Genomic DNA, 25,023 nt, shown 5'->3' with positions numbered 1-25,023 from the left:
GTGGAAAGAATTGGATGCCGATCACCCCGGAAACCTGGAAAGTTTTGCATGCCGATTTACAAGCTGCTGGCCTTGCGTTGCCACAGTTGCAGGCTGAAACCGGTTTTGCTGTCAGCATCACGCAGCAGCAGGCGCGATAGCGTGAGCGCCGTGCTCTCGTTCTTGCCGTGGTAGAGATAGCTTTCATAGGCACCGGCCACCGACTGGCGATAACGACCATCACTCAGCGTCAAACCAAGCAGCCAGTAGCCCAGCGGCAGGCTGTAGTTGAGCGCATTGTTTTCTGATCCCCGCTCGCCGTTCTGGCCACCACCCAGCGCCTGGCTGCGTGACAGGTTGAGCATGTCATTGAGCGTCAACAGATGGTCCACCGCCAGGGTGGAACTGCCTTGCAGCACACCGGTAGCCTGGCTGCCGCCATCATCCAGCTGCAATAACAGTCGGTATGGCCGCTGTTGCTGCCATTTCAGTAGTACGTCGCTGCTATTGGGTGGGGCATCAGCCGCGCTGGCCGGGGCAATCTGGAAGTCCGCCTGTACCGGAGACAGGCGTTGCAGGTTTTCCAGCCCTTGTTCGATATCGCGCAGATTGAGTACCGATCCGGGCTTGGCAGGCAGGGCATTCCATAGCCGCAGCCCAGGCGTGCTGTCCGCAGTGGGTTTTATCTGATGAATGAAACCCGGCAGCAGGGTAAACACCAGCTGACCATTGCTCAGATTTTGCGGGCTGACCAACACACGTGAGGTGACAAAGCCCTGTGCCAGTAGTGCGTTCTGCATCCGCCGCTGTAACAGGCTGATGTCCTGGCTGCCCAGACAGCGACCGCTGGCACTGGCCGGTAAGGCGGCACCATGTAGCAGTCACTGAAAATGCGCTGACTGCTCTCCCGCAAGCTTGATGTGTCTGATCAGAAAGCAGGGTTCTTCCTGACTGGGCAGGGTTGCAGCAGCGTGTTGTGCGACAGACGCTTTGTCATCCACAGCGCTTGGCAAAGAAGCGGTATCCAGCGGGGAGCTGGCCCATGCCCTGGTGATCTGGCACAGGCACAGCGCAAGCAGGCGGTAACAAGAAGGCAAATGGGACACGCGGTATCAGTGTTTTGTCATCGGTCACTGATTGTTAAAAGTCGTACTGCATGAAACCATCAGCCGCTTCCCGAATCAGCCATGTCCATTTCCGGTAATACAGCCTCACGGCAACTATCTGATCACTACTGGTTAGATGATTTGCACTTTTACTTTCCATTTGTCAGGTCTATGTCCTTGCATTGCGTATGGAATAAGCGCCAAACCTCTGATCTGACACACATTCCCTGCAAGCCCGGCACTGGCATGAATCTTGATCTGTAACCCACTCCGTTACAGCAGTATCAAGACCATGCACACCGCACACATCACCATCATGGGGCTGGGTAACCTGCTCTGGGCTGACGAAGGCTTTGGCGTACGCGCCGCCGAGCAGCTGTTTGCCTGCTATCAGCTTCCCGCCAACGTCGACGTTGTGGACGGTGGCACCCAGGGCCTGTTGCTGCTGCCTTATGTGGAGGAGGCCGACCGGCTGATCCTGTTCGACGCCATCGACTTCGGCCTCACGCCGGGCACACTCAAGGTGTACCGCGACGATGCCGTACCGGCCTATCTCACCGCCAAGAAAATGAGCCTGCACCAGACCGGGTTTTCCGAAGTGCTGGCGCTGGCCGACCTCAAAGGCAATCTGCCCGGCCAGATCGTACTGATCGGCGTGCAGCCGGTGCAGCTGGAAGACTATGGCGGCAGCCTGACCGACCCCGTGCGTGCACAGCTGGAACCGGCCATTCAACAGGCCGTGCAGCAGTTGCAGGACTGGGGCGTCAGCCTGTCACCCCGCCAGGACGACGACCGGCTGAATCACGCCAGCCTGGACATGCAGCGCTATGAAGATGAACGCCCGTCCGCCGAACTGGCCTGTCGCATTGGCGACGACCGCGTGCTGCAAGGAGAAGGCTGATGTGTCTGGGCATCCCCATGCAAGTGGAACGCTGTCACCAACTGGTGGCCGACTGTCAGCACGCCGGGCAATGGCAAACGGTAGACCTGTCGCTGGTGGGCGCAGTACAGCCCGGTGACTGGCTGCTGGTATTCATGGGCGCAGCACGAGAGGTGCTAAGCGCCGAACGTGCAGCCGACATTCTGGACGCGCTGGCCGCACTGGACGCCGCCATGAACGGCCGTTTCGACCCGGCCATCCATCTGGCCGACCTCAATCAGCGCGAACCGCAACTCCCTCCGCATCTGCAAGCGCAATTCGACGCACAAAGGAAACCCTCCTGATGAGCACGCCACAAGACAATCTGCTGCAAAGACTGGCGGACACCGGCTACCTGGCCGTGGATGCCGACGGGCTGGACAGCCTGGCCAGCGCCACGCAAAACCTGATCGTGATGCTGAATGCCGACCCGGTGAAATACCCGGAAGTACTGGACAATGTGGTGATCGTGCCGGAAGTGCTGCGTGAATTCCCCGCCGACACCTTCCGCGTGGCCTATGCCAACCTGCCGGCCAGCCAGGCTATTGCCAAACGCTTTGGCATCCTGAAATTTCCCGCCCTGCTGTTTTTGCGCCGGGGCGAATACGTGGGCATCATCGCCGGTCTGCAAGACTGGCCGGACATCGTGCACAGCTTTGCCGACAAGCTCACCGCGCCCACCCGTCGTCCGCCTTCGGTCGGCATTCCGGTTACCAGTGCCAGCAGCGAGAAAGGTTGCGCATGAACATCAAACCCTTCCCCGTCGCCGTCGTCGGCCTTGGCCCCGGTTCGCAGCCGGAAGACCCGGACCTGGCCTACATGCCGCTGCCGCGCGAAATCGACAGCTTCGACCAGCCCACCCTGCCCACTTCGGAAGAAGTGGAACACCTGCATGCCGCCAAACAGGTGATTGCCGAGCTGATTTCCCAGTTGCAAGGCTACAAGGGGGATGCGGAAAACTACCCAGCGCAGGACATCAGCCAGCTTGACGCCGCCAACCGCCAGCTGATCAACCAGCTGCTGGGCGAAGGCGAGGTGTCCTGTCGGGTGAAACTGCTGGACGGGCGCGAACTGGACATGCAGGAGTCGGTATTCGCCGGCATCTGGCGTGTGCTGGAAAGCAGCGCCGATGGCCAGCTGCTGGCCGACCGTATCGAAGCCTGCCCGATTCCCGCCGCCGTATGGCAGGCGGCCCGCGCTTTTGGCAAGGCCGCGCTGGACATCCCCACCCTGCCCGAGCAGCTGATGAACGCCGGGCCAGTGCTGACCGAAATTGCCGCCGCCATGCAGAACACCAGCGACGAGGCCCATATCATCAACTTCTCGCTGCTGCCGATGAGCCCGGCCGACATGGACTGCCTGGATGCCATTCTGGGGCCGGGCAATAGCGGGGTGTTTTCGCGTGGCTATGGCAAATGCCGCATCATGGCCACCTCGCTGGCCAATGTCTGGCGCGTGCAGTACTTCAACGGCATGAACAGCATCTTGCTGGATACGCTGGAAATCACCCGTATTCCAGAGGTGGCGCTGGCCTCGGCCGATGATCTGGCCGACTCGCTGGACCGGCTGCAAGAAGCCTGGCAGTGGTTGCAAGGGGAATACTGATGGACGGGCGCTTTGAAGGCTCCTATCTGGGACGCGACGCCAGCCTGGCGGACGATGCCCGCATGGAATGCAAGATCTGCTGGTGGGTGTACGACCCGGCCCAGGGCGACGATGTATGGCAGATTCCGCCCGGCACGCCGTTTTCCGCCCTGCCGGAACACTGGCGCTGCCCAGTGTGTGACGGCGCGCGCGAGCAGTTCATGGTGCTGGACAGCCCGGCATGAATCCCGACCTTGACCCAAGCCTGCAACTGGAACAGCTGTTCCGCCAGATCGAGCAGACGCGCATGCAGGGCATCCCCATCCTCAATCCGGCACTGCAAGTACAGTCCATCGGCTTTCAGCAGTGGGACGGCCCGCACGGACAGCTATGGGTGGGCGTGCTGCTCACCCCCTGGTTCATGAACCTGCTGCTGCTGCCCGCTGCTGCCGACAGCCTGCCGCCGGTACCGCCCGGTGGCGAGGTAGTGGTGGCGCTGCCGGGTGACGCCCTGCCCTTCATGGCTGGCCATGAAGACGCACTGGGCGACTACCGGCTGTGCTCGTTGTTTTCGCCAGTGCTGCAATTTACCGATCAGGCCAGCGCCTGTGCTACGGCGGAAGAAGTACTCAAGCTGTTGTTTCCACCAGCACAGCCCGCCGCACCGGATTTGTCCCGCCGTCGCCTGTTTGGATTGCGCGCATGAAGCCCGACAAGATTCACATTGTCCTGAGCCAGAACAAGGACAGCGCGCCTGCCGTGCGCGTAAGCTGGCCGCGCATGGAGGCCGAGCGCCTGTTCATCGGCCAGTCCGTAGCGCAAGTCGAGGCCATGACGCCTTTATTGTTTACCCTGTGTGCCAGGGCACAGAGCCTGGCCGCCAGACTGGTGTTGCAACAGGCAGCCGGTCAGCAGGCCATGGCAAGCAATGCACAGCGTAGCGTGCTGACACTGGAAGCCGCGCGCGAAACCCTGCGCAAGCTGCTGCTGGACTGGTCGCAGGCTTTTGACGGCGCACCGGCGGCGGCAGAGTGGACCGCACAATGGCGCACTGCACAGGACTTGCCTGCGCTGCGCATTCTGGCCGAGTCCTTTGTCTACGGCGAAGACTGCCCGCAATGGCTGCAACGCGGAGAAGACGGCTGGCAGGCCTGGCTGACAGCAGGCCATACCGCCCCGGCGCGCTGGCTGGCGATGCTGGATCAGCCGCTGCCCGGCTGTGTGCTGTTGCCGCCACTTGACGCTGACATGCTGGCGGATCATCTGGCCGACTGGCTACGCCCCGGCGGGCCGGTATGGCAGGGACAAGCCTGTGAGGTGAGCCCACTGGCGCGTGAAGCCACCCAACTGCCCGGCTTGCTGCAACAAGGCCTGTACCCGCGCGCACGACTGCTGGCGCGGCTGCTGCAACTGGCGCGCTGGCTGAGCGGCACACAGCCATTGCGCGCCAGTGCCGCCAGCCTGCCCGATGGCGCCCTGGCGCTGGTAGAAACCGCACGCGGCCCGCTTTTGCATCTGGCGGCGCTGGATGAAAGTGGCCGTATCAGCCGGTATCGGGTGTTGCCGCCCACGCTGTGGCATGCGCACCCGGAAGGGGTATTGCGGGTAAGTCTGGGTTTTCTGGCTGACGCCACTGCCGCAGAATGGCAGCGCCAGATCAGCCTGATCGACCCCTGTGTGGCATACAGCGTGAGCAAGGAAACCGAATATGCATGAAATGTCACTGGCCGAAGGCATTGTCCAGTTGCTGGAAGACCAGGCCAAGACGCAGGACTTCAGCCGCGTCAAACAGGTGTGGCTGAGTATTGGCGAGCTGGCCGGGGTGGAAGTGGAAGCACTGGATTTTTGCCTGGAAGTGGTCAGCCGCAATACGCTGGCCGATGGCGCGCGCTTTCACTTTGTGCGCCAGCCCGGTGCCGGCTGGTGCCTGGCCTGCAGCCAGCAAGTGGCCGTCCATGCCCGCTTTGATGCCTGCCCGCTGTGCGGCAAGCATCAGGTACAAGTAACCGGTGGCGATGAAATGCGCGTCAGCGAACTGGAAGTGGAATAAGCCCCGCACCATGAATACCGGCAAGTGGCCACCGGCCACTGCCATCAGAATGACAATAAAGGAGAGGCAGCAATGTGTACCGTTTGCGGCTGCAGCAAAGGCAATGTAAAGATTGAAGGCCGGGCTCCCGGCGGTGTGAAGTTTCCGTATCGCCCGCACCATGCGCACAGCCATGACCATGGCCATTCCCACGACCACGACCACGACCCACATCATCATGCCCACCCGGCACCGGCAAGCCCGGCAGCCAAGGCGGCAGAGCACCAACCCACGCTCAGCCAGCAGGCGGGAGGCGCGGCGCTGCATTACGGCCAGGGTGCCGCCCATGCCCATGCACCGGGCCTGAGCCAGGCGCGCATGGTGAAGATCGAGCAGGACATCCTGTCCAAGAACGATGGCTATGCCGCACAAAACCGCCAGTGGCTGCGCGACCGCGGCATCTTTGCGTTGAATCTGGTGTCCAGCCCCGGTTCGGGCAAAACCACCCTGCTGGCCGAAACCATCCGCCAGCTGGGCAGCGACACCCTGGTATACGTGGTGGAAGGCGACCAGCAAACCAGCAACGATGCCGAGCGCATCCGCGCGGCTGGAGCACCGGCCATCCAGATCAACACCGGCAAGGGCTGTCATCTGGACGCCCACATGGTGGGCCAGGCGCTGGAGCAGCTGAACCCGGCGGATGACAGCCTGTTGCTGATCGAAAACGTCGGCAATCTGGTATGCCCGGCGGCGTTCGATCTGGGCGAAGCGCACAAGGTGGCCATCCTGTCCGTGACCGAAGGCGAGGACAAGCCGCTGAAGTACCCGGATATGTTTGCCGCCGCCGACATCATGCTGCTGACCAAGATAGACCTGCTGCGCCATCTGGATTTCGACGTGGACGTGTGCATTGCCAACGCCCGTCGCATCAACCCGAAAATCAAGGTATTGCAGCTGTCCAGCAAAAGCGGCGACGGAATGGACTTGTGGATAGACTGGCTGCTGCTGGAAATGAACGATGCCCAGCTGGTGAAGCAACGCGAAGTGGCCCGCCTGCGCCAGCAGATTGCCGCGCTGGAACAACAGTTGCAGGAGCGTAGCTGAATCATGCCGACACAACGCTTGCGACTGGCCATCCGCGGCCGGGTTCAGGGAGTGGGCTTTCGTCCCTTCATCTGGCGCACCGCCCAGGCGGAAGGCCTGTCCGGCTTTGTACACAACAGTGGCGAAGGCGTGACGGTGGAACTGCAAGGCAGCAGCAGCCAGCTAGCCGCCTTCCAGCAGCAACTGCAACAGCACCTGCCGCCGCTTGCGCAAATCGACAGCATGCAGCAAACCCTGCTGGACCCGCTGCCGGACGAGGACGGCTTTGAAATCCGCAGCAGCAGCGGCAACACCACCCAGGCGCGTCTGCCTGCCGACAGTGCCACCTGTCCGGCCTGCCTCGCCGAATTGTTCAACCCGGCTGACCGCCGATATCGCTACCCATTCATCAACTGTACCGATTGCGGCCCGCGCTACACCGTCACCCATCGCCTGCCCTACGACCGGGCCAACACCAGCATGCTGCCCTTTTTGCTGTGTCCGACCTGTCGCAGCGAATACCAGAGCCCGCACAGCCGCCGCTTTCATGCTGAACCGACCGCTTGTCCGGACTGCGGCCCGCAGTTGCAACTGACCGACCGCTTTGGCATCCCCCTGAATGGCGACCCGCTGCACGGTGCCTGGCAAATCCTCAAGATGGGCCGCAGCATTGCCATGAAGGGCCTCGGCGGTTTTCATCTGGTGTGCGACGCCACCAATCCGGAGGCGGTGGCGCGGCTGCGAGAGCTCAAGCATCGCCCCGGCAAGCCGCTGGCGGTGATGGCGCTCAATGTGGAATCCGTCCGTGCCTTTTGCGAAGTCAGCCCGCAGGAAGCCGCCTGGCTGCAAGGCCCGGAGCGGCCCATCGTGCTGCTGCAAAAAAAGCCGGAAGCCGACCGGCTGATGCCAGACATCGCGCCCGGCATTGCCGCCATCGGCGTGATGCTGCCCTACACCCCGCTGCAATGGCTGCTGTTCCACGAAGCGCTGGGCCGTCCGCAAGGTGAAGAATGGCGCGAGCAAGCCTGTGGACGCAGCTGGGTGATGACCAGTGCCAACCTGTCCGGCGAGCCTATTGTTACCAGTAATCAGGAAGCACGCGAACGGTTGAACAAGGTGGCCGACGTGTTTCTGCTGCACAACCGCAGCATCGTCACCCGCTGCGACGACAGCGTACTGGCGCTGCAAGACGGCCAGCCGCTGTTCTACCGCCGTGCCCGTGGCTTCGTGCCGGCCCCATTGCCGCTGGCCGACAGCGGGCCGGATGTGCTGGCGCTGGGCGCTTATCTCAAGACCACGGCGACGGTGTTGCGCGGCAACGAGGCTTTTGTCTCGCAATATGTGGGCGACCTGGACCACCCGCTCAGTTGCGAGGCATTGGAACACACCGCCCAGCACCTGCTGGACCTCACCGGCGTCAGCCCGCAAGCCATTGCCTGCGATCTGCAACCCGATAGTTTTTCCAGCCAGCTGGCCCAGCAATGGTCACAGCAGCTGGGCATCCCGGTACTGCCGGTGCAGCACCACCATGCCCACCTGGCGGCTGTCATCGCCGAACATGGCCTGTCAGGCGCGACGCTGGGTCTGGCACTGGACGGCTATGGCCTGGGCAAGAACGGCGGTGCCTGGGGCGGCGAACTGATGATGCTGGAAGGGGCCAGTTGCGAGCGCATGGGCCACATCACCCCCTTGCCCTTGCCCGGTGGCGACAAGGCCGCGCGCGAGCCCTGGCGCATGGCCGTGGGCTTGTGGCAGCGCCTGGCCAGCGACCAGCCCTTGCCGCAGCACCTGAGCGAGCGCCCCGGCCTGCCCATGCTGCTGCGCCAGCTGGAAACCGGGCTCAACTGCCCGGACACCACCAGCATGGGCCGCTGGTTTGACGCCATTTCCGGCCTGGCAGGCATCTGCCCGCAGCAAAGCTTCGAGAGCGAAGCCGCGCAAAAACTGGAAGCACTGGCCGCACCCTGTGTGCCACTGGCGGGAGGCTGGCAGGTCTCACCGGCCAATCTGCTCAACCTCACCCCGCTGGCCCACCAGCTGTTACAACTGAGCGACCCGGTGGCCATCGCCAGCCTGTGGCATGCCACCCTGGCGCATGCGCTGGCCGACTGGGCCGAACGTGCCGCCAGTACCACCGGCATCCGGCAACTGGTGCTGGCCGGTGGCTGCTGCGCCAATCGCCGCTTGCTGAATACCCTGCTGCCGCTGCTGCGCGATGCCGGACTGCAAATCCATACCGCACAGCAGCTGCCACCCAATGATGGCGGCCTGAGTCTGGGTCAGGCCTGGGTGGCCCGCCAGCGGCTGCTGCAGGGTAATGCGCAGCAATGGTGCTGATGCGCCAGCCTGTGCAGCGCAAACACAATAACAAGGAGAAACAATATGTGCCTGGCCATGCCGGTAAGAATCAGCCAGCTACTGCCCGACGACATGGCAGTGGTGGACGTGGACGGCGTCAGCCGTGAAGTGTCGGTCGCCCTGATCGACAGCCCGCAGCAAGGCGACTACGTCATCCTGCATGTAGGCTATGCCATCGGCAAGCTGGACCCGGACGAAGCCGCCCGCACCCTGGCCTTGATGGACCAACTGGCCGCAGGGGAGCAAGCATGAAGTATGTTGACGAATTCCGCCGTGGCGACGTTGCCCGTGGCATGGCTGCACAAATCAGCCGCCTGGTGGACCCGGCGCGCGAATACCGGCTGATGGAGTTCTGCGGCGGCCACACCCATGCCATTGCCCGCTACGGGCTCACCGGCTTGCTGCCGGACAATATCAAGCTGATTCACGGCCCCGGCTGCCCGGTATGCGTGCTGCCCATCGGCCGTGTGGATTCGGCCATCGAGCTGGCGCTGCGGCCCGATGTCATCCTGTGCAGCTATGGCGACACCCTGCGCGTTCCGGCATCAAACAAGATGAGCTTGTATCAGGCGCGCGCCAAAGGTGCCGATGTGCGCATGGTGTACTCCACCAACGACGCCTTGCAGATTGCCCGTGACAACCCGCACAAACAGGTGGTGTTCTTTGCCATCGGCTTTGAAACCACCACCCCGCCCACCGCGCTGGCACTCATCCAGGCGCGGCAGGAGCAGTTGACCAATTTCAGTGTGTTCTGCAACCACGTGCTTACCCCTCCGGCCATGCGCCATCTGCTGGCCGCGGGCGATGCGGTACAGCTGGACGGCTTTATCGGCCCCTCCCATGTCAGCACCGTCATCGGCAGCGCACCCTATGCCGCCGTGGCCGAGGAGTTTGCCAAGCCGGTGGTGATTGCCGGGTTCGAGCCGCTGGATGTACTGCAAGCGGTGGCCATGCTGGTGGAGCAGATCAATCAGGGTCGTACCGAGGTGGAAACCCAGTTTACCCGCGCCGTTACCCACGCAGGCAATCAGAAAGCGCGCGAGCGGGTGGCGCAAACCATGGTGCTGCGCGACAGCTTCGAATGGCGCGGACTGGGCCAGGTGCCGCACTCTGCACTGGCCATTCACCCGGACTTTGCCGACTTCGATGCCGAGTTGCGCTTTGCCCTGCCCTACCGCCATGTGCCGGACCACAAGGCCTGTGAGTGCGGTGCCATCCTGCGTGGCCAGAAGCAGCCGCAGGACTGCAAGGTATTCGGCATTGTCTGCACGCCGGACAACCCGCTGGGTTCCTGCATGGTATCCAGCGAAGGGGCCTGTGCCGCGCATTACCACTATGGCCGTTTCGTACAGGGAGCCACGGCATGAGCAAGCCCTACACCCGTCCGCTCGACTTCAAGCACGGTCTGGTCAACCTCACCCACGGCAGCGGTGGCCGCGCCATGGCCCAGTTGGTGAGCGAGCTGTTTGCCGCCGAGTTTGCCAACGACTGGCTGGCACAGGGTAATGACCAGGCCATCCTGCCGCCACCGGGCGGACGCATTGCCATTGCTACTGACAGCCATGTCATCTCCCCCTTGTTCTTCCCCGGTGGTGATATTGGCAGCCTGGCGGTACACGGCACGGTGAACGACCTGGCCATGGGCGGTGCGACGCCCTTGTATCTGTCCGCCGGTTTCATTCTGGAAGAAGGCCTGCCGCTGGCTGATCTGGCGCGCATCGTGCGCTCCATGGCTGCCGCCGCACGCGAAGCCGGGGTGGCCATTGTCACCGGCGACACCAAGGTAGTGGAGCTCGGCAAGGGGGATGGCGTATTCATCTCCACCACCGGCGTGGGGGTGGTAGCCGACGGGGTCAAGCTGTCCGGCGATCAGGCCCGCCCCGGCGATGTGGTGTTGCTGTCCGGCACGCTGGGCGATCATGGCATGGCGGTGATGTCACAGCGTGAAGGGCTGGGCTTTGGCAGCCCCATTCTGTCCGACAGCGCGGCCCTGCACACGCTGGCTGCCGACCTGATGGCCGCCAGCCCCGGCCTGCGCCTGATGCGCGACCCCACCCGTGGCGGCCTGGCCACCACGCTCAACGAAATCGCCCAGCAATCCGGCGTGGGCATGCGCCTGCAGGAAAGTGCCATTCCGGTACAGGCCAGCGTGCGCGCGGCTTGCGAATTTCTGGGATTGGACCCGCTTTACATTGCCAACGAGGGTAAACTGGTGGCCATCTGCCCGGCAGCAGAGGCGGCAGCGGCACTGGCGGCACTGCACGCCCACCCGCTGGGGCAGCAGGCAGCCATCATTGGCGAGGTGGTAGCCGATGCCCACCAGTTTGTACGCGTGGCAACCGATTTTGGCGGCGAACGCCTGCTGGACTGGCTGAGCGGCGAAATGCTGCCGCGCATTTGCTAGGCCATTGTCCGATACTGCAAGCAATAATAAATGACGGGCCTGCCCGCCCGCGCCATTCAGAACACTGTACAGAACACAGCTAGGGGAACAAGAACAATGCGCGCCAAACCCGCCATCTTGCTGGTGGACGATGAAATCCGCTCTCTGGAAGCCCTGGAACGCACGCTGGAAGACGACTTCACCCTGTTTACCGCCAATGGTGCAGCCGAGGCGCTGGCCATTCTGGATTCGGAATTCATCCAGGTGGTGGTGAGCGACCAGCGCATGCCGGACATGAGTGGCGTGGAGTTTCTCAAGCAGGTACGCGAACGCTGCCCGCAAGTCATCCGCATCATCCTGTCCGGCTACACCGACAACGCCGACATCATTGCCGCCGTTAACGAGGCGGGCATTTATCAGTACCTGCTCAAGCCGTGGCGGCCGGAATCGCTGCTGCTTACCGTGCAGGGCGCGGTGGAGCTGTTCCGCCTGCAGCAGGAAAACGAGCTGCTGAACGTGGAGCTCAAATCGTCCGAACCCTGGCTCAAGGTGCGGGTGGACAGCAAGCGCGAGCAAATGCGCGAACGCTCGGCCATGGACAATATCGTGCGTGCGCCGGACAGCAGCATGAGCAAGATCTGCGCGCTGCTGTCACGCGTGGCACCGTTTGACATCGCCGTGCTGATTGAGGGCGAATCCGGCGTGGGCAAGGAGTTGCTGGCGCGTGCGCTGCACTATGCCAGCCACCGCCGCGACCGCCCCTTCGTGGTGGAAAACTGCGCCGCCATGCCGGAACAACTGCTGGAAAGCGAGCTGTTCGGCCACAAGCGCGGTGCCTTCACCGGGGCTTATCAGGACCGCATCGGCCTGTTTCAGCAAGCCGATGGCGGCACCATTTTCCTGGATGAAATCGGCGAAACCTCGCCCGCCTTTCAGGCCAAGCTGCTACGTGTGCTGCAAGAAGGCGAAATCCGCCCGGTGGGCAGCCCGCGCCCGCTCAAGGTGAATGTGCGCGTGGTGTCCGCCACCAACAAGCAATTGCCCGAACTGGTGCGTGCCGGTCAGTTTCGCGAAGACCTCTACTACCGCCTGTCCGCCTTTACCGTCAGCGTGCCGCCGCTGCGTGACCGGCCGCAGGACATTCCGCTGATTGCCCACAGCCTGCTGGAAGAAGCCTGCCAGCACTATCAGCGTCCGGCCGCCCATTTTGGCGCGGACACCTTGCAGGCAATGCAGGACTACCGCTGGCCGGGCAATGTGCGCCAGCTGCGCAACGAGATCAACCGCATGCTGGTATTGAGCGACGAAGACCGGCTGGGGGCCGAGCTGCTGTCCGCCGAAGTGCTGCAAGCCGCCGCCGAAGAACAGGTTGCCGAGCTGGCTTTTCTGTCCGGCCTGCCGGGTGATCTGAAAACCCGCATGGAAGAACTGGAAAAGCAGATCCTGCGCGAAACCCTCACCCGGCTGCGCTGGAACAAAACCCGCGCCGCCGCCGAGCTGGGACTGTCCCGCGTCGGCCTGCGCAACAAGCTGACCCGCTATGGCCTCGAAAAATAAACGCCTGCTGTGGCTGCAATCCGGCGGCTGCGGCGGCTGTACCCTGTCGCTGCTGAATGCCGAATCACCCAGCCTGTTTACCACGCTGGCAGACATCGGCATCGAGCTGATCTGGCACCCGAGTTTTGCCGAGCAAAGCCTGGATGAAGCCATGCACTTGCTGCAAGCACTGGCCGATGGCCGCGAACCGCTCGATATGCTGTGTCTGGAAGGCTCGGTGATGACCGGTGCCGCCGGGCGCTTTCACCTGCTGCCGGACGGCCAAAGCATGAGCACGCTGATCGAACAGCTGGCGCGCCGCGCCCGGCAAGTCATCGCCGTGGGCACCTGTGCGGCCTATGGCGGCATCAGCGCTGCGGGTGACAACCTGACTGGTGCCACCGGACTGAACCACAGCGGTAACCATCCGGGCGGCCTGCTGGGGGGGGATTTTCACGCCGCAGGCGGACTGCCGGTGGTGAATATCTCCGGCTGCCCCACCCATCCGGGCTGGGTGCTGGAAACCCTGGCCTTGCTGGCCAGTGACAGCCTGAAAGCCAGCGACCTCGACCCCTTGGGCAGGCCACGCTTTTACGCCGACAAGCTGGTCCACCACGGCTGCGACAAGAACGAATTTTACGAATTCAAGGCCAGCGCCACCGCGCCGGGCCAGATGGGCTGCCTGATGGAACACGTGGGCTGCAAGGGCACCCAGGCCCATGCAGACTGCAACAGCCGTGGCTGGAATGGCGAGGGTTCCTGCCTCACCGGCGGTTATCCCTGCATCAACTGCACCGCGCCGGACTTTGCCGACCCCGGCCATGGTTTCTTCAGCACACCGCAGGTAGCGGGTTTTCCCGTGGGCCTGCCCACCGACATGCCCAAGGCCTGGTTTGTTGCGCTGGCTACGTTGTCCAAATCCGCCACGCCGGCCCGGGTACGGCAGAATGCCACCCGCGACCGCCTGACTGTGCCACCTTCCCTGCCGAAAAAGAACAAAGCATGAGCCGCCGCATTCTTGGCCCCTTCAACCGTGTCGAGGGCGATCTGAACATCACGCTGGACTTTGCCGATGGCAAGGTCAGTGCCGCCCGTGTCACCGCGCCGCTGTTTCGCGGTTTCGAACGGATATTGCTGGGCCGCGAGCCGCTGGATGCGCTGGCCATCGTGCCGCGCATCTGCGGCATCTGTTCGGTATCGCAATCGGTGGCAGCAGCCAATGCACTGTCAGCCCTGTATGGCATCAGCCCGCCGCCTAACGGCCTGCATGTGCGCAACCTGATCCACGCAGTGGAAAACGTGGCCGACCACCTCAGCCATTTCTACCTGTTTTTCATGCCGGACTTCGCCCGCACCGACTACCAGTCCCAACCCTGGCATGCAGAAGTGCTCAGCCGTTTCCAGGCCCAGCGCGGCAGCGCCGTCGCCCCCATGCTGGAGGCACGCGCCATCCTGATGCGTTTCATGGGCAGCCTGGCCGGCCACTGGCCGCACACGCTGTGCCTGCAACCAGGCGGTGTCACCAAGGTGGTGAGCGCGGCCGAACGAGTGCGCTTGCAGCAATGGCTGCGCAGCTTCCGCCGTTATCTGGAACAGCACACCTTCGGTCTGCCGCTGGAAGCCATTGCCGCGCTGGATTCCCCCGCGGCGCTGGCCCACTATCGCGCACAAGCGCCAAAGTCTGACTTCACCTGCTTCCTCAACATTGCTGACAGCTTGCAACTGCACACGCTGGGCCGCAGCTACGACCGTTTTATTGCCGCCGATGCCTACACCGCCCCTGATGGCTGCTGGAGCCCGGCAGGACTATGGCAGGATGGTAGCCGCCAGCCGCTGGCGCTGGACGACATCAGCGAAGACAACCACAGCAGCTGGCTCGCTGGCGAAGGCCCATCCACGCCATTGCACACCGACACGGTGCCATTGCCGGACAAGGCCGAAGGGTATAGCTGGAGCAAAGCGCCACGCATTGCCGGTACCGCCGCCGAAACCGGCGCACTGGCGCGTGGCCTGCTGCGTGGCGAGTCGCTGTTGCAGTCATTAGTGCAAGCGCATGGTGGCAATGTACTGAGCCGGGTGGTAGCACGCCTCACCGAAGTGGCGCGCATCGTGCCGCAGATGGAGCAAGGGCTGGCCGCACTGCAACTGGATGACGTATTCCAGCTGGCCACCCCCACCCAGCCACAACACAGCCAAGCCATCGGCCTGACCGAGGCGGCACGCGGCATGCTGGGGCATTGGGTGGCCGTGGATGCCGGGCGCATCAGCCGTTACCAGATCATCGCCCCGACCACATGGAATTTCTCGCCGCGCGACAGCCAGGGCCTGCCCGGTCCACTGGAAAAAGCACTGGAAGGGGTGGAAGCCAGCGACCCGCAAGCCTTGCAGGTACAGCACATCGTGCGCAGTTTCGACCCCTGTCAGGTGTGCACCACGCACTAAGGGTCAGCAGACAAACCCTGCTGCCACGCGGGTGGCGCAGCCACGCCAATACGCTTCAATCCCCGCGGCGCTGGGGTTCGGCCGCATGGATGTAGAGTGTATAGGTATCCGCCGGACGCGCTGCCCCGGCCTGCTCCAGTGCATGGCCAATGGCACCACGGTGGTAGGTGCCGTGATTAATGATGTGAAACAGGATTTCCTCCCGGCTCATGCTGCCGGCCTGGCCATCGGCAAACACAAAACGGATGATTTCGTCACGGCTGGCGGGTGCCAGTGTTGTGGCATAGTCAGCAAACCAGTTGTCCGACGCATGCAGACGGCTTTGTAGTTCGTCCAGTGCAGGGAGTGACACGGTATTGGTGGCGGCATGCGGCGCGGGCAGGCCCAGCAAGCGGGCGCGGAACAGCTCTTCCACTATCAGCATGTGGTTGAGCTGCTGGCAGACAAAAGCCAGCGCAGCGGACTGCGCCGTGGCATCCAGTGTGGCGACGGCCTGCAGCGTGCGCTGGTCGGCCCACTGTTTGTAAGCAAAAGCATGGGCAAACATGGTGGGAGTCCGGTCATGGTGAATGTCATATGATGCCATGCGACAGCGCGTGTGGCATCAGCAAGCCCGCGCTGTCATCAAAAAACCCCGCCCTTGCCGGGCCTGACGGGGTTGCAGATAGACAGGAAAAGCAATCAGCCCAGGGCTTCCACGCGGGCAATGCCGCCATCTGTCAGATGATGTACCACCATGACCTGCCGGCCTTGTCCTTCATGCAATACATTCAGCGGAATGCCCAGCTGCCGGGCGACATCTTGCGGTCTGGCATTACCGCGCGGCTTGCGACGGTCCACCCCCTTGTACTTGTAGTAACTGGACATGGCCCATACCACCAGGGCGGTACCCAGCGTGACGCCAATCAGCGTATAGATACCCAGCGTGACCAGCTCGCCACTGCTGCGGGCGGAATCGAATATGCCTCCGGACTGTAATACGTCAGCGCACCACTGGCATGCCGGCAGCCACAGATAGCACCAGGCTACCCAGCCCAGCGTGGTGAGAAACCAGGACAAGAAGCGCTGCGGTGGCGACAGCAGGTGCGGCGCTTCGATAATCAGTTGGTCGGCACTATTTTCCATAATGAACTCCCCGATCGGGACTGGTCCAGCGGGCCCGGGTCCCTTTCTTTCTGATGACAGCTTGCGGAAAGGCGTACACCGAGGTCACGACATTCAGTAACCAGTACGCCAGCGGATACCAGATCATCCAGTAATAATTCCTGCCCAGCCCTTTGTCATACTGGCTGTCGATGGCCTTGCTCACGGCAAACTGGGTCAGGCAGGTATAGCCCAGCAGCAGGCCGTACCAGCCGGGCAGGAAGGGGCTGGAGATGGGTTGCAGCATGCCGGGCAAGATCAGCGACGCCAGCCAGTAGCAAATGACGAAGGCCATGCTGTACGACCACACCACGCTGAGGAAATACTCCAGGTAGATGGGCCACATGTAACGGTGCCGCCAGCTGGTGAACACCCAGGCATTGCGCATCAGCGCCTGGGTACCGCCCTTGGCCCAGCGCACCCGCTGCTTGAACAGACCCTTGAGGGTTTCCGGCATCAGGATCCACACCAGCGCATGCGGTTCGAAGCGCACCGCCCAGTGTTTGTGTTGCAGCTTCCAGCTGATGTCGATGTCCTCGGTCAGCATGTCTTCGCTCCACATGCCCGCTTCGATCACTGCGGATTTGCGGAAAGCGGTGATAACCCCCGACACGGTAAACAAGCGGCCATAGGCACGCTGGGCGCGCTTGATCAGGCCGATGATGGCGGTGAATTCGCCCACTTGCAGCCGCCCCAAGAGCGTGGTGCGGTTACGGATACGCGGATTGCCGGTAACCGCAGCCACGCGCGGGGAGCTGATGAAATGCCGCAGCAGCCATTTGGCGGAGTACGGGTCCAGCACCGCATCGCCGTCAATGCACAGCAGGTATTCGTTGCGCGAGAAAGCCAGTGCGGTATTCAGCCCTACCGCCTTGCCCTGGTTGGGTGACTGGTGAATCACCCTCAGGCGCGGGTTGCTGGCCGCCAGTTCGTTCAGGATGCTGCCGGTGTCGTCGGTGCTGCCGTCGTTGACGGCAATGACTTCGAAATCCGGATAGTCCAGCGCCAGTGCCGCACCAATGGTTTCCCGCGCATTCTGCCCCTCGTTGTAGCAAGGAACGATGACCGAAATGGGCGGGTAATCCAGAGCCGGCGGCTGGGAAACCGGCGGGTCCTTGCGCTCGTAATGCCAGTAGTAGAACACCGCCCCCTGCATCCACAACCAGGCCATGAACAGCGGGTAGTAGAAGGCGAAGGCCAGAATCACTGCAATCAGCGTGCTCATCGTGGTCTCCTGTTATTCAGCCGGATTGGATTTCATGGAAAACACCCGCCGGATGACCGACAGCTTGGGCTGGTCCTTGAACTGATCGTCCGGGTAGTAGGCAAAGTGGCGCGCGCCTTGTTCGTGCAGGGTATTCACCGTATCGACCAGTTCTTCAGTCGGTACTGGCTGATTGGTCCGCCAGTTGGTGGCTTGCAGTTCGAACACGGTTTTATCCAGCGCGCCCGGAATATCCTTGACGTCGTTGAGCAGGGTCTGCATCCATTGCTTGGGCTGGTCGGCCTTTTCCATATAAGGCATGGCCATCACCGCCACGTAGTCGTAATTCTGCAAACCACTGCGGTAGGACTGGGCAAACCAGGTTTCCGAGGCCGGGTTGAGCACCACCGGAGCGTAGTAATTACGCGCGACCTTGAGTGCCGGTTCGTAAATTTTCACGATGTCGGCCAGCTCCAGGCTGAAGTCGTCCAGCCGCTTGATTTTTTCGCTGGTCCAGCGTGCCAGGGTGGCCGGGTCCTTGCGGGCCTCGGACGGGTTGAGCGGCAGGCCCTGCTTCTGATACCAAGCCTGGGCGTCGGCACTGACGTCCTCATCATCAGACAAGGTGGCATCGTCATGGAACAGCAGACCATGGAAGTGCGCGCCACGGGCCAGGTCTTCGTAGATGCCACGAATAGTGGCGCGGGCTTCGGCCGAATACGGTGACAGGCGGCGATAGCCTTTGACCTGCGGCGGCGAACCGTCACGCGAGGCAGCCAGCACCAGCTTGGAGGAAACCGGGTTGCTGTCAGGCAGCTTGAACGCCAGCAGCGGCATCCAGGCATACACTTTCACGTCGCAACGGGTGTCCAGCGACCAGGCCACGCGGTTGAACAGGTCGGCGCGCATGGGCAGGTAACGGTTGGGAAAATACAGCGCCTCGGCCTCGCCACTGCCTTTTGGGTCGGCAAAGGCTTGCAGGTAGACGGTGCTCACGCCCATGGCCTTGACCCTATCGAGCAGGGCGTCGATGTTACGGTTCTGCTGGGCCGGGTCCGGGTCGTAGATGTAGTCCAGGTCCACATGCATGATGCGGCTGGATTCCGGGCGCACACCGTCGGGAAACTTTTCCAGCTGGTGAAACTGGAAGGCCAGTTCCGGAATCTTGGTACGGGCGTCCATCAGCACACGGCGCATGGCTTCCAGCGGGGTTTTGCCGGTGTTGATGCCATCGTCCAGGCTCATGGTGACGGGCATGCCCAGTTCACCGGCCAACTTGGTCACCCGGAAGTTATAAGCACCATAAGGCCACACCATCACCCGCGGGCGTTCACCCAGTTTTTCCGCCAGATAGTCGCTGTTCTTTTTCATGTCGGCGGCAGCACGGGCCAGGTAGGCGTCGTAGCTTTCGTACTTGCCCTCACTCCAGCTGGGGCTGGTATAAGCCGGTTCGGAGCCGCCTTGCGGATTGGCCATCACCCCCTTGTGCATGGCATAGGAATGGCTGGCAATTTCAATCAGCCCGCTGGCTTTCATTTCCTTGATTTCATCCCAGCTCAGAAAACGGCTGCGTGGCACCCAGATGTCACCGTATTGCACTTCCTGGTCGTCACGCGGTACCAGCCAGGAGCCCACCAGCGCCACCACGGCCGGTGCCTTGAACTGCTTGAGGATGGGAAACACCTTGCTGTACATGCTCTGGTAACCATCGTCAAAGCTCAGTAGCACGGCCTTTTCCGGCAAAGGGCGCTTGCCGTTGCGGTCGGCCAGAATGTCATCCACGCTGACAAAGTGATAACCCTGTCCTTTCATCCAGGCTAGTTGTTTGGATAACAGCTGCACATCCACCGCATACGGGTCGGACAGCGACAGGGCATCTTCGGCCACTTCGTGGTAGCACAAGATGATCAGTTTCGAAGTGGCGGAGCTGGCCTGGACATGCAGCGACAACAGCATGCCCAGTACCAGCAGCAGAATGCGGATCAGGTTTTTCATTTGATTTTCCAGTCCAGGAAGAGATAGATGCGGTTGCTGCCGTCCGACACCCCGTCATAGGGGTGCATGGAGCGTGAGAAGCCGTAGCGGATCTCCCCTCCTTTTTTGAAATCCCAGACTTGTTCGATGGTGTAGGCCCAGGTGTTCTTGCTGCCGAAGGCCGTTTCGTAATAGCGGCCGCCGCTGATGCCGATGCGCTGATGGAAGCTGTTGTCGTAATAGCGCCATAGCGTGATGTCGTTCATCAGGGTGAGGCTGGTATCCAGGTCCCGGTGCGGGCTGTAGTAGTTGGCGGTGTCCAGCACGTCGTTATGATTGGTGCTGGCTTCCAGAATGCCGTTGAGCTGATAGATCGGCCCCTTGATCAGGGTCTGGTTCACGGTCAGTGCAAAACCCTGGCGACGGTTGGTGTCGGTGAAGTCCATTTGCGACGCTTCAAACTCCACCGTGGTCAGGTCGTCACGCTTGTATTCCACCTTGCCCAGCAGCCGATTGGCATACACCCCGCTCTGACGGGCTTCCAGTGGCGTGGCCATACTGTTTTTCTCGTAGCGCAGGCCCAGCATCCAGTTGTCGCTCACCGTCCAGTCGAACCCGGCAAAACCGCCTTGCATGGCATGGCCATCCAGCTGGCTGAAGCCGCCGATTTCACCTGTTCCATACTGGCTGCGGTATTGCAGCCCCAGGCCTGCGGTTTCAAAACGCACCTTGTCCGTGCCTACACCGGTGGTAGAAGTAAAGTCGGCAGTCTGGAACTGGTGCTGGGCAAACACGCGCAGGTTGTTATAGGTGGCGCTGTACAGCCGGGTCTGGCTGTCATAGGCATTGTGCATGCTGGTGCCCTGGCTGCTGCCCAGGTCGTGCCCGGCCTCCACTACCAGTTCCGGCCCCATCAGGGCGCGGTACTGCTCTTGCTGTTCGGACAGCTTGAGTCGGCTTTCGGCCGAGTCCACCGGCATGGTTTCCAGTTCATCCAGCAAGCGCCGCGCCTGCTGGAAGTCCTGCCGCGCCAGGTCGGCCTCCACCTGCCCCACCATCACGTCCCAGTTTTTCTCCGGGCCGTCGTCCACCGCCAGGCGCTTGAGCATGGCCTTGGTGGTGGTGGGCGATTCCAGCAACAGGGCAATCTGCGACATGCCGATGCGGGTTTGCGCGGCAAACGGTGCCTGGTCCAGCAAGCTGTCCATTTGCTGCTGCGCGCCTTTTACATCGCCCAGAAAGGCGGTGATCATGGCCTGGTGATAGGCCAGCGACAGATAGTCCGGGTTGAAACGCTGATTGCCGGTCAGCGGGTCGGCACTGCTGCGCGGCGTGGTGCGCAAGGCATCTTTCATGGAATGGCTGGCAGCCTTGTACTGGCCCGATTCCAGCTGGGCATAGGCCAGGCCCACTTGCCACTCGGCCTTGGGGTCGCCGCGTCGTGCCTGGTCCAGTGCTTTGCCAAAGAGTCCGGCCGCTTTCTCCGGCTGCTTCAATACCAGATAAGACGCTGCCACCGCACCATAGGCACTGGCGGTATAAGCCAGCTGCGGATGCTGTTCGAACAGCTGGACGGCATCGTCCGGCCGACCGCGCCGCTGCAATAATTGCAGCCGTACATCAATGGTTCTGGCCTGCATGGCCGGGCTGAGGCCGGGGGCGTTCAGCCAGCGGGCATTTTGCTCCAGGGCCTGGTCCAGCATGTGTTGCATCTCGCGGATTTCATCCAGATCCGCCCGCACCTGCGCCCATTCGATGGCTTGCAAGCCACGTTGCTGATCCAGCGACCAGCGCGGGTCCTGCCCCGGCAGTGCCGGGCGGCTCAGCAAGGCTTGCTGGGCATCCAGCATTTGCAGGCTGGCCAGCACGCTGCGGTACTGGGCATTGAGCACCGGATCGTCCGCATAGCGGGCCTGCCAGCGGCTCAGATACACCAGTGCTTGCGCATAAGCGCCCTCACGACGCAAGGCATCGGCATGCGCACGGACTTCGGCCAGCTCGGGGCTGACCGGGGCGGCTCCGCTGCTGTCAACCAGCGTCCCGGCATCATCACCGTCAATGCCGTAATACTGGCTGATCCACTGCCGCACCTGCGCGCGCTGGGCCGGCTGGCCCTGGCTGTCGCTGGTTTGCTGTAGCACGGCCAGGGTTTTGCGGGTCAGCAAAGCGGGGTTCTTCGCGGCAATGTCCAGCGCGCTGTTCAGATGGTTTTTCTGGCTTAACAGCAGAACGTAGTTATTGAAGAAGGAAGCAGCCGGAATCAGGCGCTTGTAGGTTTCAGTGGTGAAATCGCCAGCGCCTTGCAACTCGATGGTGGAGACTTTCAGAATCTGCTGTTTGTCCTGCTCGCCCAGTTCGGCACCGCCTTTGGCATCCAGATCCGGCAATCCCAGCCGGGTGAGCACATCCTGCTTCAAGGCCATCAGTACCTGGTCTGCCGGATAGCGCTGCAGATTGTCCTGGATGTAATCCAGCGCACGGGCCTGATCGCCATGCAGCATCAGTACATAAGCCCGCGCCCGGGTCAGTTCCCGTGCATCGTCGTGCGACAGCGGATTGGTCTGATTCAGCATGTCCAGCGCCCGGGTAATGTCGCCGCCCTCTGCCGTACTCATGGCCTGCTGGATGCTGGTGCTGATATCGCCACCACGTACGCTGGCCAGGCCATACAGGCGGCTGGCATTGGCAAAATCCTTGCGGCCGCGCAGATTGGCCGCCAACAGGCGCAGTGTATCGGCATGCAGCTGATCCTCCCTGCCCTGGCTTGCCTTGATGGCCTTGGCGTACTGCTGGTCCCAGCACAGCAAGGTGATGTAGTCGTTAAGCAAGGGTTCCGCCAGCGGGCCTTTGCCCGCCTCCTGCTCCAGCATTTGCAGCGCAGGCCGGGTATTGCCTTGCCGGGCCTGGATGATGGCTGCATCGTAGGCCTTGCTCTTCCACAACGGCGCAGCCTCCCCCGAGGCAGCCAGTGCGCCAAAGGCCATGCTGATGGCCAAGACTAGTTTTCGCATAGCGGTTTCAGTCTGGTTTGTTTGAAACACAAGAACATCCGGCGGGCACTGCCATGGCCTACACGGAAATCACATAACAACTGCGCGCACGCTTGCCACCTCTTGTCTGCGCATGACCATTTAATGAAATTTTCATTAAAAACAAGAGATTAAATTTATTTGTCATTTAATTTTTGCGCAGGAATTCCCTTGTGAAATCCCCAACAAAACAACGTCATTCACGTCTCTAAACTAGAGAGACAAAAGACAGCAATGGAAACTTAATTAATCCGTAAAAACGGATGATTTCATTCCATTCAAGCTGAAAGACCATCTGAGTGAGCCAGCACGTGGCAATGGATTGCCTTCGGATTCTATCGATTTGGCGCTGAATTCTAGGCAGCAAGTATAGCAAATCCATGACAATTTACGCATTTTTTTCAACACCCTGTTATTACTATAAAAAATTTTTCTTTTTACCATTAATTTTAAAGTTAATCATTTAAATTATTTCCACGTGAAAAGTTTAACTGCCACGCGAGCCACATCAAATAGTCTTTTCAGTTATCACTAGTCTTTTACGACTAGTCACTTCCCTGTTGCATTCATGATTTCCATTAAATTGCAGCGGATTGCAATCAATAACCACATTCAAGTTACTGCTACTCAAAGCAAGCACCACACGACCACCCCAGCCATGCTTTACCGACAGCCACCCCCGACGGCGCCACAAGCCCCCCCCCCCGCCAAAACAAGGACAAAGGCATGGGCACCAAGGCAAGCCACAAAAGAAAAATGCCGGGCAACTGGCTCCCGGCATAAAATCAGTACAGCCGGACCACCAGGCCGCCACACTCGCCTGGCAGACATGGCTGCCGGACAAGCCATCGGATGAAACCACTGCCCTTTACAGGAAACACCCGTCATGCCCGTATCGCACCATGCCCTGCATGCGCCAGTCAGCCTGCCGGACGACAGCATTGCTGCTGCCGGACAGGAGTTGGCCGAATCAGCCTGGATTGATGTCATCCAGCGCATGGATGAGGTGTACAGCGAACTGGTGGCCTCCCAGGAAACGCTGGAGACCAAACACCGCGAACTGGCCGAGGCCCATCACTTCACCGAGGGCGTGCTGGCTGCAATGACTGATGTATTGATCGTGTGCGACACCGTGGGCAAGGTGCGCCAGGTGAACCGGGCCATGCTGCAACTGACAGGACGCCCGGAAAATGCGCTGGTCGGCTGCGACCTGACCGAGCTGGTGCAGGACAGCCAGGCGCAGCAACAAATAGCCAATCTGCTGGCCGCAGGTCGCAGCGATATGCAGGACGTGGAAATTGCCCTGCCCCGCCAGCAGGGAGAACCCGTACCGGTGACCTGGAATGTCAGCCCGCTGTACGACGGCGAAGGTCGCTATAGCGGCTTTGTCGCCGTCGGGCGGCCGGTAGGCGAACTCAAGCGCGCCTATGCCCAGTTGCAGGCGGCGCACCAGGCGCTCAAATCCGCCCAGGCACAGTTGGTGCAGGCGGAGAAAATGGCTTCGCTGGGCCGCCTGGTGGCGGGCGTGGCGCACGAACTGAACAATCCCATCAGCTTTGTGCTGGGCAATGCCCATGCCATGCAACGCTATGCCGGCAAACTCACCCGTTATCTGAACGCCCTTCATGCGAACGACCTGAGCCCGGAGAATCAGGCATTACGCATCGAGCTGAAAATCGACCGGCTGATTGCCGACCTGCCCTCGCTCAGCGCAGGCCTGATGGAAGGGGCCGAGCGCAGCGGCCATATCGTGGATGCACTAAAGCGCTTTTCTGCCGTGGAAGAAAACACGCGCCAGCGGGTGGACCTGGCTGACCTGACACAGCGCGCAGTGCATTGGGTCAGCCGTGCGGCGCCGTTTCGGGTCGACATCCTCAATACCGGGCTGGACACCCCGGCCTGGGTGTGCGGTTCGGCCAACCAGTTGCAACAGGTGCTGGTGAATCTGATTCAGAACGCTTTTGATGCCATCGAGAAAACCCGGAATCCCCGGCTGGAGCTGACCATCAACCGTCAGGGACAAAACGTGGAACTGCAACTGCACGACAATGGCAGCGGCATCAGCGAGGAAGCCTTGCCGCTGATCTTCGACCCCTTCTTCACCACCAAGCCCATCGGCAAGGGTACCGGGCTTGGCTTGTCCATCAGCTATGGCATAGTCGAGCGTCATGGCGGCCAACTGAGCGCCGATAATCACCCGGCTGGCGGTGCCTGCTTCACGCTGAGCCTGCCAGCGTTTACCGGCTAAGTCTGC

General features: G+C 61.6%; 23 protein-coding genes. 17 read left to right on the top strand and 6 right to left on the bottom strand.

What is annotated here, in order from left to right; all coding sequences use genetic code 11:
• Nucleotides 1-56 precede the first annotated feature (56 nt).
• Entirely contained in the window at nucleotides 57-860 is an 804-nt protein-coding gene (locus HWX34_RS14965) for a ShlB/FhaC/HecB family hemolysin secretion/activation protein (protein ID WP_255496977.1), read from the bottom strand.
• Nucleotides 861-1,377: 517 nt separating this feature from the next.
• On the opposite strand from HWX34_RS14965, the gene hybD reads away from it, so the two are divergent.
• The 16 genes from hybD (at nucleotide 1,378) to HWX34_RS14885 (ending at nucleotide 15,419) form a co-directional block, all read left to right on the top strand.
• Nucleotides 1,378-1,986 (top strand): HyaD/HybD family hydrogenase maturation endopeptidase, encoded by a 609-nt coding sequence (hybD, locus tag HWX34_RS14960; protein WP_178972989.1) that lies wholly within the window; start codon nucleotides 1,378-1,380, stop codon nucleotides 1,984-1,986.
• Nucleotides 1,986-2,309, top strand: coding sequence for a HypC/HybG/HupF family hydrogenase formation chaperone (locus HWX34_RS14955; protein WP_178972988.1), 324 nt, complete (start codon nucleotides 1,986-1,988; stop codon nucleotides 2,307-2,309). Before hybD ends, HWX34_RS14955 begins: the two co-directional genes overlap by 1 nt.
• On the top strand, nucleotides 2,309-2,749 hold the full coding sequence (locus HWX34_RS14950; RefSeq protein WP_178972987.1) for a hydrogenase: 441 nt from the start codon (nucleotides 2,309-2,311) through the stop codon (nucleotides 2,747-2,749). The genes HWX34_RS14955 and HWX34_RS14950 overlap by 1 nt, the downstream gene beginning before the upstream one ends.
• Nucleotides 2,746-3,609, top strand: coding sequence for a hydrogenase expression/formation protein (locus tag HWX34_RS14945; RefSeq protein ID WP_178972986.1), 864 nt, complete (start codon nucleotides 2,746-2,748; stop codon nucleotides 3,607-3,609). Before HWX34_RS14950 ends, HWX34_RS14945 begins: the two co-directional genes overlap by 4 nt.
• Nucleotides 3,609-3,833 (top strand): rubredoxin, encoded by a 225-nt coding sequence (locus tag HWX34_RS14940; protein ID WP_178972985.1) that lies wholly within the window; start codon nucleotides 3,609-3,611, stop codon nucleotides 3,831-3,833. Before HWX34_RS14945 ends, HWX34_RS14940 begins: the two co-directional genes overlap by 1 nt.
• Nucleotides 3,830-4,294, top strand: coding sequence for a [NiFe]-hydrogenase assembly chaperone HybE (hybE, locus tag HWX34_RS14935; protein WP_178972984.1), 465 nt, complete (start codon nucleotides 3,830-3,832; stop codon nucleotides 4,292-4,294). The genes HWX34_RS14940 and hybE overlap by 4 nt, the downstream gene beginning before the upstream one ends.
• Nucleotides 4,291-5,304 (top strand): hypothetical protein, encoded by a 1,014-nt coding sequence (locus HWX34_RS14930; RefSeq protein WP_178972983.1) that lies wholly within the window; start codon nucleotides 4,291-4,293, stop codon nucleotides 5,302-5,304. Before hybE ends, HWX34_RS14930 begins: the two co-directional genes overlap by 4 nt.
• Nucleotides 5,297-5,638, top strand: a complete 342-nt coding sequence (gene hypA, locus HWX34_RS14925) for a hydrogenase maturation nickel metallochaperone HypA (RefSeq protein ID WP_178972982.1) — start codon at nucleotides 5,297-5,299, stop codon at nucleotides 5,636-5,638. The genes HWX34_RS14930 and hypA overlap by 8 nt, the downstream gene beginning before the upstream one ends.
• 72 nt (nucleotides 5,639-5,710) lie before the next feature.
• A complete protein-coding gene (gene hypB / locus HWX34_RS14920) occupies nucleotides 5,711-6,721 on the top strand; it encodes a hydrogenase nickel incorporation protein HypB (protein ID WP_178972981.1) in 1,011 nt (336 codons plus the stop codon).
• A gap of 3 nt (nucleotides 6,722-6,724) precedes the next feature.
• Nucleotides 6,725-9,037 (top strand): carbamoyltransferase HypF, encoded by a 2,313-nt coding sequence (hypF, locus tag HWX34_RS14915; protein WP_178972980.1) that lies wholly within the window; start codon nucleotides 6,725-6,727, stop codon nucleotides 9,035-9,037.
• Between the two features lie 45 nt (nucleotides 9,038-9,082).
• Nucleotides 9,083-9,310 (top strand): HypC/HybG/HupF family hydrogenase formation chaperone, encoded by a 228-nt coding sequence (locus tag HWX34_RS14910; protein WP_178972979.1) that lies wholly within the window; start codon nucleotides 9,083-9,085, stop codon nucleotides 9,308-9,310.
• Nucleotides 9,307-10,425, top strand: coding sequence for a hydrogenase formation protein HypD (gene hypD / locus HWX34_RS14905; RefSeq protein ID WP_178972978.1), 1,119 nt, complete (start codon nucleotides 9,307-9,309; stop codon nucleotides 10,423-10,425). Before HWX34_RS14910 ends, hypD begins: the two co-directional genes overlap by 4 nt.
• A complete protein-coding gene (gene hypE, locus HWX34_RS14900) occupies nucleotides 10,422-11,462 on the top strand; it encodes a hydrogenase expression/formation protein HypE (RefSeq protein ID WP_178972977.1) in 1,041 nt (346 codons plus the stop codon). The genes hypD and hypE overlap by 4 nt, the downstream gene beginning before the upstream one ends.
• A gap of 96 nt (nucleotides 11,463-11,558) precedes the next feature.
• Nucleotides 11,559-12,998, top strand: coding sequence for a sigma-54 dependent transcriptional regulator (locus HWX34_RS14895; protein WP_045845138.1), 1,440 nt, complete (start codon nucleotides 11,559-11,561; stop codon nucleotides 12,996-12,998).
• Nucleotides 12,982-13,983, top strand: coding sequence for a HupU protein (locus tag HWX34_RS14890; RefSeq protein ID WP_178972976.1), 1,002 nt, complete (start codon nucleotides 12,982-12,984; stop codon nucleotides 13,981-13,983). The genes HWX34_RS14895 and HWX34_RS14890 overlap by 17 nt, the downstream gene beginning before the upstream one ends.
• Nucleotides 13,980-15,419: a nickel-dependent hydrogenase large subunit gene (locus tag HWX34_RS14885; protein WP_178972975.1), complete on the top strand. Its 1,440-nt coding sequence runs from the start codon at nucleotides 13,980-13,982 to the stop codon at nucleotides 15,417-15,419. Before HWX34_RS14890 ends, HWX34_RS14885 begins: the two co-directional genes overlap by 4 nt.
• Before the next feature lie 55 nt (nucleotides 15,420-15,474).
• Here HWX34_RS14885 and HWX34_RS14880 read toward each other — a convergent pair whose 3' ends face one another.
• From HWX34_RS14880 to HWX34_RS14860, 5 genes are all read right to left on the bottom strand, one after another.
• Nucleotides 15,475-15,966 (bottom strand): DinB family protein, encoded by a 492-nt coding sequence (locus tag HWX34_RS14880; RefSeq protein WP_178972974.1) that lies wholly within the window; start codon nucleotides 15,964-15,966, stop codon nucleotides 15,475-15,477.
• Between the two features lie 134 nt (nucleotides 15,967-16,100).
• The gene (gene pgaD / locus HWX34_RS14875) at nucleotides 16,101-16,544 is read right to left on the bottom strand and encodes a poly-beta-1,6-N-acetyl-D-glucosamine biosynthesis protein PgaD (RefSeq protein WP_178972973.1); all 444 of its coding nucleotides are present in this window, start codon (nucleotides 16,542-16,544) and stop codon (nucleotides 16,101-16,103) included.
• A complete protein-coding gene (gene pgaC, locus HWX34_RS14870; protein WP_178972972.1) occupies nucleotides 16,534-17,787 on the bottom strand; it encodes a poly-beta-1,6-N-acetyl-D-glucosamine synthase in 1,254 nt (417 codons plus the stop codon). Before pgaC ends, pgaD begins: the two co-directional genes overlap by 11 nt.
• A gap of 12 nt (nucleotides 17,788-17,799) precedes the next feature.
• On the bottom strand, nucleotides 17,800-19,761 hold the full coding sequence (gene pgaB / locus HWX34_RS14865; RefSeq protein ID WP_178972971.1) for a poly-beta-1,6-N-acetyl-D-glucosamine N-deacetylase PgaB: 1,962 nt from the start codon (nucleotides 19,759-19,761) through the stop codon (nucleotides 17,800-17,802).
• Entirely contained in the window at nucleotides 19,758-22,751 is a 2,994-nt protein-coding gene (locus HWX34_RS14860; protein WP_178972970.1) for a hypothetical protein, read from the bottom strand. Before HWX34_RS14860 ends, pgaB begins: the two co-directional genes overlap by 4 nt.
• Nucleotides 22,752-23,655: 904 nt before the next feature.
• On the opposite strand from HWX34_RS14860, the gene HWX34_RS14855 reads away from it, so the two are divergent.
• On the top strand, nucleotides 23,656-25,017 hold the full coding sequence (locus HWX34_RS14855; protein WP_178972969.1) for an ATP-binding protein: 1,362 nt from the start codon (nucleotides 23,656-23,658) through the stop codon (nucleotides 25,015-25,017).
• Nucleotides 25,018-25,023 lie beyond the last annotated feature (6 nt).

The organism is Aquitalea sp. LB_tupeE (assembly GCF_013391415.1).
Classification (GTDB): Bacteria; Pseudomonadota; Gammaproteobacteria; order Burkholderiales; family Chromobacteriaceae; genus Aquitalea.
Note: the sequence above shows the minus strand (reverse complement) of the source record. Positions and strands in the feature narration are given on the sequence as shown.